Raw genomic sequence first — 14235 nt, 5'->3', positions numbered from 1 at the left:
CTAGCTTGGGGGTAAAATAAAAGGAGCCGGGATATTCTCTCGGCTCCTTGCTTGGTTTTAGCGTTTTTATACGCCGTACGAACTCTTTTCTATTGGCCTTCGTTTGTAGCTAACTGAATGCCAACATTAATGGTGTCGCTATTGCCTTGTGAGTCTTTAAGTGTAGCTTGAATAGTCTCAAATACACCAATAGCTTCTGTATTTTCTAGGCCAGGTTCCCATTCGATATTAAATGCACATTCATAGGTATCAGTACCTGAACCCACATAGCCTAGGGCTTGTCCGAATACACAACCATAGTACTCAACTCCGTTGTGCCAACCACCGCTATTAACCAATCTGAAGTTACTTGATTCCTCCTCATCAAATACTGAGTAGGTGATAGCTCCACCAACGGTCAATGCATCTAACGTTGCGTTATACAAGCCCGCGTTAGCAATCTCAATGACAATGAGTGAGTTGGTTGCAAACTTCATCGATGCCGCAGCGCCAACACTGTTGAAATTCACAACTGCTGAGGCGACATTACTTTGGATAATAGTATCAGGTGCTTCTTCCTCTGTACCTTCTGCATATGCAATGTTGTTATGCGGAGTACTTGGTGTGCCTTGAATTGAACGAGTAATGGTACAAGTCGCACTTTGGTCTGGTTCAAGGGTTAGCTCAACTAGAGGGAAAGGTGAAACGGCTACTAGACCAACGGTTCCGTTATTGTCGTCACCATCATCGAACATATCAATTAAACAATCCGCTGTGAGGTCGCCAAATCTATCATCTTCAAGGTGGCTGAAGGTCACACTGTCTTCACCTGAGACACTAAATCCGAAGGTGTAGTCTACGTCTCTAAATAGGTTAGGGTTGTCACCTGTTTCATCGATGCTCGATGGAGTTGGTGTTTTGGTAATGCCGATTGATGGCAACACATTATTAATGATCACTGTTTCTGAGTCGGTAGCGGTAGCTGTGTCTTGCTCATTGTCAGTAGCTTCGACAGTCACATAGTTAATGTGATTACCAGGTACACCCTCACCAACCCACACAGTAAATTCACATGAGTAGGGACTTTGCGTAGTTACTTCGACACCCACTTCGCAATCACCATCTAGAGTCGTTAAGTCAGTAACCACGCCATCGACTTTGTCAGTTAACGAAGTAATGGTTAGTGGAGAATCGTAGTAGTTATCTGGTTCAGTAGGAATAGAAACAACCACATCATAGGTCACCCTTGCTCCTGACTCGTCTACAGCGTCAACACGTGCTGTTTTAGACACAGCAATGGCAGGCGCTTTGTTGGTGATGCTCACTTGTTTAACGTTACTACAATGTTCACCATCAGCGTACCCGTCAACACCCGCGATGTCACAACTGTCATTTGATGGGTCATTGTCGCCATCATTAACAGGGTTGCCCAGCTGGTCGTCAACGGCCGCGAGGATCACATCATTATAAAGCTCAGGGGATTGATCATTAGGCAAATCGGTGTCAATAATTTTGACCGTAAACGAGCAGCTATAGCTTGCCCCAGGCGCTATTTCTAGGCCACCAACAGGCTCTGTACAGTTTGTTGATGTAAGGTAGATGCCATCAGTATTACCATTGCTGGTCGCTCCCCAAAGATCTAATGTGGTATTAAAGCCATTATTGCCCTGCTCGATTAGATCAGATAGGTCAGTAACATATAATGACGCAACCGCATTGGGGTTTTGAATGTTGAGTGAGAAAGTAAACTCACCGCCTGGCTCTTGCAATGAGCTCGATGCGCTTGTGAGGGTTTTTGTGATAACAGGAGGTTGAGGCTTTATGAGTATTTCCAGTGGTAATACATCACAACGACATTTTGAAGGTGTACCCGGTGCGGCGGGGTTATCTTCACTACAGTCGGCGCCTTCTTTGTTGTGCCATGCGGCGCAGTAGTTAAAATCAGCATAACCGTCTTGATCATCATCACGACAGTATAGAGTCATAGGTTGGTTGGTGTGGATTTGCGTGGCGTCATACCCTGCTGCTTTACTGATGTCAGCACACCAGTCGGCGCCTTCTTCTAAATCAACACCCGGAGGGCCTGACGTTTCACCTAACAAGATAGAGCAGGTGTTAGTAGTACTGTATTCTTGGGCGCTCCAATCACCTTCAGGGAGATACACCGAGTAATCATAGCGTTGATTAGCGGTGGTCGTGATACTTACGTCCGCTATAAAACTGACGTCAGTACCAATTGTACAGCTGACTGATGACTCGCCATTCGGTCCTCTAATGTTATCTACGCTAGTTACGCGAATATCCTTAGCGGTACAGTTCAAATCGAACCCTGCTTGCTGCGCCATACAGGCGGCGTTAGGTTTTTGGAATAAAGATGCGTGTACGGGCGCTGTGCTAAAACCATATAGTGTTGCTGCGCTTATTAGGGTAACACCCAGAATCCTAATAAACTTTCCACAGTTAATTCGTTTCATAAAATATGACCTCGTTTAACCGTTAATTTTGTATAACGTATTGTGTGTAAATCCTTCTCCAACACAGGGCTATTTGCGTGGTAAAGGGCCTTCCATGTACTGCTTATCGATTGATGACTTGGCCCTGTTGTTAACTAGAACATCGGGCACAAGTTCATGGGTGAGTGTTAAAGAGCAAGGATCGCACCAATAGTTTAACTTACTGATTTAATGATGTTTTTGTGTTTTTGGGGTGAATTACTGTGTTTGAGTGTTAGCAGGCAGTTACAGTTTTTGCGTCTATGGCTCGATACTCAGGTAACTAAAAAATAATAAGTCTATATATTTCATGATCTTGATATGTTCATTAACTGTTCACATGGTGCGTGAACAACGTGGACAGTATGTAACTTGGGAACTGTAAACAGACGTTTGATAGTCACCTAACTAAAGCGTGAGATAAGGCACAAAAGCGCTCATTTAGCGCTTTTGCGGGTGACTTATGAGTTGCCAACGAATGAAGCGGTTAGTGGAAGCTATTGTATTTTTTGCACTAATTCTACATTAGTTTTGTACTAAGTTATCGACGATGTTAGCAAAGGTTTCATAACTTTGGGCGCCAACGAGCAACTGCGGCTCAACTAGCTGATTATTTACTATCTTGCCTATCACAAAAGAGGGTGTACCGCGAATACCGAGCGACGAGCCATAACTGAGGTCTTTGTCAACTTTCGCCATGATTTGTGGGTTCACCAAACAACTTTGGTATTGTGACATATCTAAAGAGAGCGTTTGCGCACCTTGTTGGTAAAGCTCATCGCCTAAAGAGCGCATGTTAGTAAACAACAATTCCCGCATTGGCCAATACTTTCCTTGTTTGTGAGCACAGTTTGCTGCTACCGCGGCACCTTTGGCTTTAGTATGAAAACCTAATGGGAAATCTCGAGAGATATAGCGAACTTTGCCAGTTTCAATGTAGTTGCTACTGAGTTTTGGGAAGGTGGTGTCCATAAAGCGTTTGCAGTATGGGCATTGAAAATCTGAAAACTCAATAATGGCCACGGTTGCTGTATCTTCACCTAATTCAGGGAAGGCGTTTTTGTCATTAATATTCGCTTGATTTGGCAAGGTTTTCGTTTGCGGTTGCTGCGATGCTTTGGCAATGACATGAATATCTTCTACTTGGCTTGCCACGAGGTTGAGCTGGGCATTTAATTGCGCAATGTCGGCTCTGAGCTCTTTGATCTCTTGCTCTAACTCGTCGTTATTTTGCTGGTTGCAGCTGGTGATCAGCAATAGGCAACTCAATAGCAGCCCTAATTGAAGTTTCGATTTTGACATCCTGTTTTCCTCGTTTGATAACTACTGAATATCACAACTGGATGTTGCATTTTTTCAGCAGCCGATAGAATGTGGTGCGCGAGATGTTTAGCTCCTTTGCAGCAGCGGAAATATTATAGTTGTTGTCTTTGATTGCGCTTACTAGTGAGTCACTGTCAATGTCACTTCTGTGCTTCACAAGTTCTTGCTCTGGCATCTCATGATTGCCAGAAGAGCTTGGTTGTGGGGTCTGTTTAATGCCCAAGTCGGCCTCATTTATCTCACCCGTATCATTCATAATGATGGCGCGTTGAATACGATTTTTTAGCTCGCGAATGTTGCCAGGCCAATGATAGTCAATCATCTTGTTTAACGCTTGTTGGCTAAACGACAAGCATTGATTCGTAGGTGAAAAATTTTCTAGGAAGTCATTGGCCAGTAGAGGGATATCTTTTTTATGATCCCTCAGACTGGGGATTTCTAATTGAATAATGTTGATGCGGTAGTACAAATCTTCGCGAAATAACCCATCACGTACAGCATGTTCAAGATTAACATGGGTGGCAAATATAACTCGGCAGTCTACCTTTATGGGCTTATTGCCACCAACACGTTCAATGGTTTGTGCTTCGAGAAAGTGCAGCAAATTTATTTGTTGCTCAAGCGGTAAATCACCAATTTCATCAAGGAACAGTGTGCCGCCATTAGCACGTTCAATTTTACCTATGTACTGCTTAGCAGCTCCGGTAAATGCTCCTTTTTCATGACCAAATAATTCAGAGTGAACCAGGGTTGGTGGCAATGCTCCGCAATTCACAGTCACAAAGGGCCCTTTACTTCGCTGTGATAAAGAGTGAATGTATTGTGCACACATGCCTTTTCCAGTGCCTGTTTCACCACCAATTAACAATGTTTCATCAGTACTTGCCACTTTGATTAAATCTTGCTGTAGTTTTTTCATCGATTGTGAGCGACCAAAGATTAAACTACTTGGCTTTAAATCTTGTTGCTCTTTTTGCGCTAAACGACGCATTTGCGCCATACCATATAAATGCCCAAGGGAGTGGTCGAGTCTTTGCCAATCAATAGGAAGGTGATGATAATCCATAAAATAATCGGTGAAGCAGTAGCTTAAATTGCCAGCTAAAGTACTGCTGTCAGCTGAAATTGCTAACCACAGAAGGTTACAATAGCGCGATGAAAGCCGCTCGACAGCATTGAGTAAAGCGGTTTGTTTAACTGGGTCAATAACGGCAATGGCCACAAAGCAATTGTAACGCTGCACAATGTCACTGGCAGTCTCTAGGTTGTCAGCTTGGAGAAAATGCCAAGTATGACAAGAGGTGCTTTTATCCGTTAGTGACATATCTTGTGTGAAGCTCAACACTAAAACGTTTCTTTCCATGTGTGTTGAATGAGGGTGCTTCTTACTCACAACTATTCCTTAGTTAACCTTTTTTTGCGCAATTCATAGCAAAAGGGATTGTTTAAATTCTAGAAGACTCGTCGGTATGCGCAAGGCGAACAGTGACTTTCTTGACCTGCACAAAAGCCAGTAATTTCAAGGGGCATGTAATGGGTCGTTATCAACTTTGGTGTAGGAATCGAGAAGCGAAAATGACCTCTGGAAATACGTATTGGTGTCATATTGGGTAAGTCTATTGATAACAATAAGCTAGTGATACAAATGCACGCTTTCATGCAGGAGTATAGAATCACACCGCGACGCTGGCTGTGCTTTTCCCAAACACCTCAATGGCTGGTCAAAAAGCAAATAGTAAAGCAAAGAGCTGGTGGAGTGAGTTTTTTGCCCTTGGTTTAATAGGTGTGGAGATGGGGAAATCGCAGCGCGCTCGTGCCCATTTAGCGATGATCGATTAGTGCATATGTTTCGTTAGCTTGAGACATGAAATAGATGAGAGTTGACGATGCTAAGTACCAGTGACCAGTCCCGTATTATTGAAATGGCATGGGAAGACAGAACGCCTTTTGAAGCAATAGAGAGATTATACGGGCTTGATGAAAAGGGGGTTATTGCCTTTATGCGCAAGGAGCTTAAACCGAGTAGTTTTCGTTTGTGGCGCAAAAGAATGTCAGGTAGAACAACCAAACATCAGGCTTTGCGTAGCCCCGATATTACTCGAGGTTACTGCAAAACCCAATATAAGCACCGTTAGCTTAACGGGCGTTGGTGCTTTCAAAAATCTTGTCGGCAGAGGCGGCCACAAAACCGGTATAGATTTGGCCATCTGGCTTCAAGTAACGCAGTGCGAACTCGTAAAAACAACTCGGAACTGCAAATTCACCATCGCTAAATGCTACGTTAGCATCGTCGGCTAAAGTAGATGATTGCTCTAGTAGCACCTCAGGCGAGCCTTTTATTTCGCCACCAGAGGTATTGAGTGCAAAGCCTGCATCTTTAAGCTTTTGGTTGACTTGTTCAATCGTATCGAACTGGGCAAGATGATTGATGCTCACTGTAAAGTGGTTAGCACGGTAACCCCATGCAGCCATCCATGCAGCATATTCACTCTCTTGCAGTAGCTTTTTATAAGTCTCATGGCTCACTTGCCAATGTGTACCCGAGTACAAGAAGTTATCAGCACTCACAGCTGATTCATCAATTTGCTCGACCATTTCATGAATTACTTTTTGCAGCTCTGGTGAGAATTGATCCACAAGTAGCTCAGAAATAAACACTTTTGGCTGAGTTGGATCGTCATGTTCAAAGTGCTTGGCGTAGAGCTTTTTGGCTTCGAAATGATACTCACCGCATTCTTTATAACCCACTGCTAAAAAGTGTGCCGCCAGTTTTTCTAGGCTTACTTTTGGCAGGTTAAATGTACGCAATGCAATGTGATCGTTAATCACATCATCTTGCTGTGTTGAGCCCAAAAGCTCATGTACTTTAACCGCCGATGGGGTCACTTCTAAATAGTTATCCCATAGCTTTTCAAATAATGTATTTACATCGTTGTGCATGTTTGTTCCTTAACGCATATGCGTGAATTATTTTTTATTAAAGCATTAAGCCCGGCGCTAATTTTTCAGGAAGAGTGCTCTTTGGTGCTTCAACAGAAGCCACAGGATAAGCACAGTAATCTGCTGCATAATACGCACTTGCGCGATGGTTTCCACTGGCGCCAATACCACCAAATGGTGCAGCACTTGACGCCCCAGTGATAGGTCGGTTCCAGTTAACGATACCAGCGCGAATACGTTTTAAGAAATAGTCATAGTCGTCTTGTGAGTCACCTAATAGGCCCGCAGAAAGACCGAATGAGGTGTTGTTTGCCTCAGTAATAGCCGCGTCAAAGTCATTGTAACGATACACTTTAAGTAGCGGTCCAAAATGTTCTTCGTCGGCAATTGTGATGTTCGTTACATCAACGATGCCCGGCGTTACAAATCCAGTATTTTCATCTAGGTGTTTAAGTTCAAGCAGAGACTCAGCACCTTGCTCTACAAGTTGCTCGTAGGCTGAACGCATGCCTGCAGCGGCACGTTTGCTGATCATTGCGCCCATAAATGGTTGCTCATCAGCGAAACTATCACCAATCTGAATGTTTTTAGTCACTTCGATAAGACGTGCAATGATAGCGTCGCCTTGCTCACCGGTTTCGATAAACAAGCGGCGTGAACAGGTGCAACGCTGACCAGAAGTAATAAATGCAGATTGCACAATGTCATGCACCGCCGCATCAATGTCACTGACGCCTTTAACAATAAGGGGATTATTACCACCCATTTCAAGCGCTAAAATTTTACCCGGGTGACCGCCAAATTGTTGATGCAGTAAGTGTCCTGTTTGCGAGCTGCCGGTAAAGAACAAGCCATCAATGTCTTTATGTGACGCAAGCGCCTTACCTGTTTCAACTTCACCTTGCACAAGGTTGATAACACCCGCCGGTAGCCCCGCTTTAACCCAAAGTTTAAGCGTGTGCTCAGCGACTTTTGGTGTTAAATCAGAAGGTTTGAATACCACTGTGTTACCAGCGAGAAGAGCAGGAACAATATGGCCATTAGGTAAGTGACCTGGAAAATTATAAGGGCCAAATACCGCAACGACACCATGTGGTTTGTGACGGATAAATGCTTGTGCGCCCGGCATTGGGTTTTCAACCGTACCGGTGCGTTCGTTGTAAGCGCGAATTGAGATAGCAATTTTGCCCGTCATCGCACCGACTTCAGTACGCGTTTCCCAAAGTGGCTTACCTGTTTCTTCGGCGATGGTCACAGCCAGTTCTTCGGCGTTATCTTTGAGTTGCTCAACGAAGCGCTCAAGTAGGGCGATTCGCTCTTCGATGGCCATTTGAGCCCAGTCGAATTGCGCTGCTCGCGCACTCTTTACCGCTGCATCTACTTGGTCAGCACTTGCAGCTTTACCTTGCCAAATAACGGCATTTTTACTTGGGTTAATTGATGTAAATTCTGGGCCTTTACCTTCAACCCATTCGTTGTTAATTAGTTGCACTTGCATAGCCATTCCTTAACGACTAGATAACGCAAAAAAGCGTACAGAATCACCTTGAGATACACCCAAAATCTGTGCGGTTTGCGCATTTAAATAAAGTTGATGTTTGATGTCACAGTACTGTACGGAGTCAGAGAAAATGGCTCTGAACTCACCGACCTTGTCATTACAAATAGCCCACGTTGTGCCTTGCGCACGAAGGTCTTCTTTAATGAGTACCGGACATACTTTTGACTGACGAACCGTCGCGATGTTACCGAGCTTTGCTTCTACCGTTGGCCCTGCATCGAACAAATCCACATAACCACGATGCTCAAAACCTTCGCGTTGCAATAAGCGCAGCGCTGGCGCCGTGTTTTCATGCACTTGGCCTATCACCGCCTGTGCTTGTGGGCTCAATAAGCTCACATAAATTGGGTATTTAGGCATGAGCTCGCTGATAAAGGTTTTATCCCCTAAGCCAACGAGGTGATCAGCCTGTGGAAACTCGATTGAGAAGAAGCTTTGTTGTAACCATTGCCAAAAGGGTGAGTGACCATGTTCATCACTTACGCCACGCATTTCCGCAATGATGGTGTCACTGAAACGGTCGCTGTGCTCTGCCATAAACAAAAAGCGTATACGAGACAAAAAGCGCCCAGTCAGTCCGCGCCGATAATCTTCACGTAAAAACAGCGTACAAATCTCAGAACAACCCGTGTAGTCATTACACATCGATAACGTTTCTACGGTGTTATACACATCCAAACTTGGGCTGTGATGGACAGAGGTCGATACGCGATAATGGTAAAGCGGCACAGATAAGCCTACGGCAGCTTCAATGCCTGTAGTGCCAACAATCTCACCGGATTGTGTGTCTTCTAAGACAAACAAATAGCCTTCATCGCCTGGGCCTGACACTTGTTTATTGAAGCTTTGCTGTGCGCGAGCTATTTTCGCTTGCAGCAAGTCGTCATCCACAGGTAATGACGTAAAGCCATGACCGGATTCGATAGCGATTTGTTTTAAAGCGGCGAAATCATCGCCGCATATTGGTCGTAAAACTAGCATAATGATTGCCTGTTAGCGGCAATTACTTAGCCGCTACCACCTGAGCAACTGCTTTTTCAAAGCGAGCAAGGCCTTCTTTGATGTCAGCTTCTGGGATCACCAATGAAGGAGTGAAACGCACAACATCCATGCCAGCAACAAGGCTCATTAGGCCATTATCGATAGATGCATTAAGGAAATCGCGTGCTTTGCCTTTATAGTCTTCGTTAAGTACCGCACCTAAAAGTAAGCCTTTGCCGCGCACTTCACTAAATACATTGTACTTGTCATTGATAGCCGCTAAACCGTCACGGAACATTTGCTCGCGTACTTTTACGCCTTCAAGTACTGCAGGCGTATTCACGGTATCAAACGCCGCTTCTGCAACAGCACATGCTAGTGGGTTACCACCATAGGTTGAACCGTGTGTGCCTGGTTTAAGGTGCTCAGCAATAGCCGTTGTCGTTAGCATCGCACCGATAGGGAAGCCACCACCGAGTGCTTTTGCTGTGCTCAGAATGTCTGGAGTTACACCTAAACCTTGGTATGCGTATAGGTGACCCGTGCGGCCAACACCTGTTTGTACTTCGTCAAAAATAAGCAGTGCGTTGTGCTTATCACATAATTCACGCACACCTTTAACAAAGTCCATCTCTGGTGCGATGATGCCGCCTTCGCCTTGTAATGGCTCCATCATGACTGCACACGTGTTGTCGTCGATCAGCGATTTGAATGTCTCAAGGTCGTTGTAATCACAATGCACAACATCACCAGGCTTAGGACCAAAACCGTCTGAGTAAGCTGCTTGACCACCTACGGTTACAGTAAAGAAAGTGCGACCGTGGAAGCCTCTGTTGAATGCAATGATTTTAGATTTCTGCGCGCCGAATTTATCAAGCGCCCAACGACGCGCTAGTTTAAGTGCAGCTTCGTTTGCTTCTGCACCTGAGTTCGCGAAGTACACTTTATCTGCGAAAGTTGCATCAGTGAGCTTCTTCGCCAAACGCAGCGCTGGCTCGTTGGTCATTACGTTGGCTAGGTGCCAGATTTTATCACCTTGTTCTTTCAATGCAGTTACAAGGGCAGGGTGGCAATGGCCTAAACAGTTCACTGCGATACCACCAGCAAAATCGATAAATTCATTACCTTGCTGATCCCATACACGAGAGCCTTCACCTTTAACAGGGATAACTTCTGATGGGTTGTAGTTTGGTACCATTACTTCATTAAATAGTTCGCGGTTTACTTGCATGACACACCTTCAAAATGAGAGTTAGGAGACCGTTAATCGTGGTTCCTAATTATAGTAGATAGTTATAGGCCTAATATTGACGACTGGAGATATAAATTTGCAGTGTCATATTGGTAAAATTGCGTATAATTATTGTCAAATTAACGAAATTTGCTGTCAAAATGATAAATTCACAAGATGAAAAGCTCTTGGCTATGCTTCGCACCAATGCCAGAGCCAGTATTTCCGATCTCGCTCGAGCCCTTGATTTGTCTCGCTCTACGGTACAGGCCAGAATGCAAAAGCTGGAGCACAGTGGTGTGATTAAAGGCTACAGTGTGGAATATGGAGATGCTTATTTATCGTCCATGGTATCAGCACATGTATCGATTAAAGTGAAACAAAAACTCACTACCAAAACCAATATTGAACTTAAACACATTGATGCGATTACCGATTTATATGCTATTAGTGGGGAGTATGATTTGATAGCTGTGGTGCAAGCCCAGTCGCTAGAGAAGCTCAGTCATCTACTGGACGATATTGGCAATTTGGATGGCGTGGAACGCACTACATCTTCGGTTATTCTGGAGACCAAATTTAAGCGTTAGTTAATAGTAAAAAGGAGCCAATTGGCTCCTTTTTGTTGTTATCGCTTGATAGTTAATTCACCATCAATATGCAAATCGCGTTGCGGGAAGGCGACCACCACATCGTGTTGGGCAAACTTGTCACATAGGGCAAAGCGAATATCACTTTTTACTTTTCGAACATTTGACTCAGCCTGCGCATTGACCCAAAACACCGCTTCGAATATGAGGGCGTTATCACCGAAATCTTCAAAAATGACCGAAGGCTCAGGATCTTTCAAAATAGCGTCATTTTCTACGATTGCTTCATTGATAAGCTTCTCTACCAGCTTAACATCGCTTCCATAGGCGACGCCCACACGGACAAACGAACGCGCCATATTGTCAATGAGTGTCCAGTTAGTCACGGTGTTTTCAAGCAATTGGCTATTTGGGACCAACATGTGCACGCCGTCATTACGACGAATACGGGTCGAACGCGTGTTGATGGTTTCTACTACCCCTTTGGCGTCACCCACCTCTAAAAAGTCGCCGATGCGGATGGGGCGCTCCCAAATCAGGATCCAACCACTAATAAAGTTATTGATAATGTTTTGTGCACCAAAACCGACACCAATCGCTACGGCACCCGAGACAAACGCGAAGGCTGTCAGCGGAATATTCAGCACCTCTAGGGTGGTAAAGGTGATAATGATGATGCACAACACCAAATAAATGCGCTTGAACAGCAAAGCACCATCCGGTCCCATGCGCTTGGAGACGATACGATTTTGGATCACCTTGCCCAAAGAGCGAACAATAATCCAAACAATGAGTATGATGAGTGGAATTTGGATGAGTTTAGCAACCGTAAAGTCTGAACCTCCGTAACTAAATACGACGGTTGCAAGTGCTTTGCTCACTTGCTCTAACATTGGAGAGTCAATCAAAGGTCGAGTCCTTTTATACTTTTTATTAAGCCCAATAATAAGTGAAATTATGCGTGAATGTGAACTTTAAACGACAAATAGCACTGCTTAGGCGTTCAACGTTATAGCTGCGAGGTCGCGCTATGCAGTGCCTGATTATCCACTGTTATAGTCCACGCATTTGTATACGCCGCAGAAATTCAGTCACAATTCTGTCGTACAGCAAGTCCCCTAATAAAGCGTCCTCAACGCGGTGGTCAATACTGGGGTTGTCATTGACTTCAATAACATAGGCTTTGTCATTAATTTCCTTAACATCAACGCCATATATACCGTTACCTATAAGGTTTGCGGCTTTTGTTGCAGCATCTAAAACCACTTTAGGTACGCGTTTTAAATCAATGGCTTCAAAACCACCTGACGTGACTCTGCCCGTTGTGTGATGTTGATAAATTTGCCAATGGCCCCTGCTCATCATGTATTTACAGGCATAAATAGGCTGTCTGTTGAGCACTCCTATACGCCAGTCAAACTCTGTTGGGAGGTACTCCTGCGCGAGGACGAGGGCGCTCTTTACAAACACCTGTTCACATTGCTCGCGCAGCTGCTGGGCATCGTGCACTTTGACGACACCAATAGAAAAGGCGCCGTCTGGAACTTTTAACACCATCGGCAAGCCTATTTTTGCTATCGCTTCTTCGAGCAGGTCATCAGCAGTGCTGCGCAATATCATACTATTGGGAGTCGGCACTTTGTTCAGTGATAAAAGCTCTGTGAGAAACACTTTATTGGTGCACTTCATGATCGACTCAGGATCATCCATCACCACTAGACCTAAATTCTCGGCTGCCTTTGCAAATTTATAAGTGAAGTTTGCAATATTGGTGGTAGCACGAATAAATAAACCGTCGAATTCGCCCAGCCTGCCAATATCATCTGGCCCAATTTCTTCCATATTGATGCCTAAACGGTTTGCCGCACGTTGAAAGCGACGAATGGCTTTGCCATCAAAATGGTAGTTTACGTCTCTAAAATGACAGAGTGTGTGAGTGAGTGAATGAGTAACATTTTTAGTTCTTGATTTTTGTACGCTCAATCACAGCCAATATCAGTAAGGCTTTACGGTTTTTTACCATTTTCTTTAAAATCGTAAATAAAAACGTAAAATCACCTAAAAACAGCTTTATTTTAACGTTTCACGTTTCTCTGTTTTTTTAAAATTTATGAGGTATCATAAAAGTACGGCCGCTTGTTGGGGCGTCGTCATGAAGTTATATATATCATTTTTCATGTTACATAATTTGATAGAGCAATTGGGGTGATAAAAGCCAACACCCAAGAAATAAGTTTTAAAGTTTAACTTTGATTCATTCTGCTCTGCTATCTGAATTGTGAGTTTATACATGAACAGAAGAAAAATATTACATCATGCTAGGATGTTATTTGATTATCATCCAGGTCTTTTCCAGTCTTTTGCACAAGCAGACGAAATCCTTATATATAGTCTTACAATATATAAAAACACAAACCATTTGCCTCACGACAAAAAACAAGATTTCGAGTTTAGAAATATAAGCTCAATTAATAAGTTAAATACATTTGTCAGCGATATATATGTTCGATATCGCCAATTAAACAGACAGCAACTTCTTGAGCGTACACTCTCGGAATACAAAACTGCAAAAAACGCTATTGATATCGCCACATATATTTTAAATAGATATTACCTGTGGCTAAATTTTCCGCTTAATGTATATGCACCGAGCACGTTAAATTTAAGAACTTTATTGAATGGAAATTTCATTGGTAAGAACTTCCTACATTCACCAAATCGTATATCTAAATACATCGATAAAGAAATTCTAACTAAGCTAAATAAAAAACACCTTACCAATGAAGAAAAAGAGTTAATAATGATGGCTTATGAAGGTGCTCTAACTACACAAGGTGACTTGGAAATAAAGTTATTGCTTGGATGCTTAAATTTATCACCAGACAAAATGTTAGATGAATACCAAAAGTATTATGCAGATAAACTCGTACCTTATAAAGAAGTTATAGACTTTTCAGTAACACTAACTTCATCTCAAAGATATCGTTCTATCTTACACTGATCTTCCCCTGAAACTCTAGACACCTAGCTTGCTGATTTATACCTAGTTTCAAACTCTTCAGGGGACTGATGGCCAAGGTGGCTGTGCAGTCGAACTCGATTGTAAAATACTTCAATATAATCAAACAAGTCTGCTCT

13 protein-coding genes are annotated in these 14235 nt (G+C 43.5%); 3 read left to right on the top strand and 10 right to left on the bottom strand.

Translation table 11 applies throughout. The features are described 5' to 3' along the window. Nucleotides 1–89: 89 nt before the first annotated feature. The 3 genes from AAEU32_RS13730 to AAEU32_RS13720 form a co-directional block, all read right to left on the bottom strand. Nucleotides 90–2453: a hypothetical protein gene (locus tag AAEU32_RS13730; RefSeq protein ID WP_421971107.1), complete on the bottom strand. Its 2364-nt coding sequence runs from the start codon at nt 2451–2453 to the stop codon at nt 90–92. A gap of 543 nt (nt 2454–2996) precedes the next feature. Further along, the gene (locus AAEU32_RS13725; protein ID WP_421971106.1) at nt 2997–3773 is read right to left on the bottom strand and encodes a DsbA family protein; all 777 of its coding nucleotides are present in this window, start codon (nt 3771–3773) and stop codon (nt 2997–2999) included. Between the two features lie 31 nt (nt 3774–3804). Then, nucleotides 3805–5187 carry a sigma-54 dependent transcriptional regulator gene (locus AAEU32_RS13720; protein WP_421971105.1) on the bottom strand — a complete coding sequence of 461 codons (1383 nt, stop codon included), beginning with the start codon at nt 5185–5187 and terminating at the stop codon, nt 3805–3807. A 493-nt stretch (nt 5188–5680) separates the two neighbouring features. Between AAEU32_RS13720 and AAEU32_RS13715 the strand changes: the two genes are divergently transcribed. Next, nucleotides 5681–5929: a TIGR03643 family protein gene (locus AAEU32_RS13715; protein WP_421971104.1), complete on the top strand. Its 249-nt coding sequence runs from the start codon at nt 5681–5683 to the stop codon at nt 5927–5929. 1 nt (nt 5930) lies between these two features. Here the strand turns inward: AAEU32_RS13715 and AAEU32_RS13710 are convergent, their stop codons facing one another. The 4 genes from AAEU32_RS13710 to AAEU32_RS13695 are packed head-to-tail and all read right to left on the bottom strand — an operon-like array spanning nt 5931 to nt 10507. Then, nucleotides 5931–6734, bottom strand: coding sequence for a DUF1338 domain-containing protein (locus AAEU32_RS13710; protein WP_421971103.1), 804 nt, complete (start codon nt 6732–6734; stop codon nt 5931–5933). A 37-nt stretch (nt 6735–6771) separates the two neighbouring features. After that, complete coding sequence (gene astD / locus AAEU32_RS13705; protein ID WP_421971102.1) at nt 6772–8232, bottom strand: succinylglutamate-semialdehyde dehydrogenase; 1461 nt, start codon at nt 8230–8232, stop codon at nt 6772–6774. 9 nt (nt 8233–8241) lie between these two features. Beyond that, nucleotides 8242–9276: an arginine N-succinyltransferase gene (gene astA, locus AAEU32_RS13700; protein ID WP_421971101.1), complete on the bottom strand. Its 1035-nt coding sequence runs from the start codon at nt 9274–9276 to the stop codon at nt 8242–8244. 22 nt (nt 9277–9298) lie between these two features. Then, nucleotides 9299–10507 carry an aspartate aminotransferase family protein gene (locus tag AAEU32_RS13695; RefSeq protein ID WP_421971100.1) on the bottom strand — a complete coding sequence of 403 codons (1209 nt, stop codon included), beginning with the start codon at nt 10505–10507 and terminating at the stop codon, nt 9299–9301. Between the two features lie 161 nt (nt 10508–10668). Between AAEU32_RS13695 and AAEU32_RS13690 the strand changes: the two genes are divergently transcribed. Continuing rightward, nucleotides 10669–11097: an Lrp/AsnC family transcriptional regulator gene (locus AAEU32_RS13690; RefSeq protein WP_421971099.1), complete on the top strand. Its 429-nt coding sequence runs from the start codon at nt 10669–10671 to the stop codon at nt 11095–11097. A gap of 38 nt (nt 11098–11135) precedes the next feature. On the opposite strand, the gene AAEU32_RS13685 is transcribed toward AAEU32_RS13690, so the two are convergent. Together AAEU32_RS13685 and AAEU32_RS13680 are read right to left on the bottom strand one after the other, a co-directional pair. Beyond that, entirely contained in the window at nt 11136–11990 is an 855-nt protein-coding gene (locus tag AAEU32_RS13685) for a mechanosensitive ion channel family protein (RefSeq protein WP_421971189.1), read from the bottom strand. Nucleotides 11991–12150: 160 nt separating this feature from the next. Then, nucleotides 12151–13080, bottom strand: coding sequence for an ATP-grasp domain-containing protein (locus tag AAEU32_RS13680; protein ID WP_421971098.1), 930 nt, complete (start codon nt 13078–13080; stop codon nt 12151–12153). A 307-nt stretch (nt 13081–13387) separates the two neighbouring features. Between AAEU32_RS13680 and AAEU32_RS13675 the strand changes: the two genes are divergently transcribed. Beyond that, complete coding sequence (locus AAEU32_RS13675; protein ID WP_421971097.1) at nt 13388–14098, top strand: hypothetical protein; 711 nt, start codon at nt 13388–13390, stop codon at nt 14096–14098. A 23-nt stretch (nt 14099–14121) separates the two neighbouring features. Here the strand turns inward: AAEU32_RS13675 and AAEU32_RS13670 are convergent. Further along, a partial coding sequence (locus AAEU32_RS13670) for an IS3 family transposase (RefSeq protein WP_421971188.1) occupies nt 14122–14235 on the bottom strand: 114 nt, incomplete at its 5' end.

Source organism: Pseudoalteromonas maris (assembly GCF_049257235.1).
Classification (GTDB): Bacteria; Pseudomonadota; Gammaproteobacteria; order Enterobacterales; family Alteromonadaceae; genus Pseudoalteromonas.
This window is presented reverse-complemented; position numbering and strand designations above follow the sequence as displayed.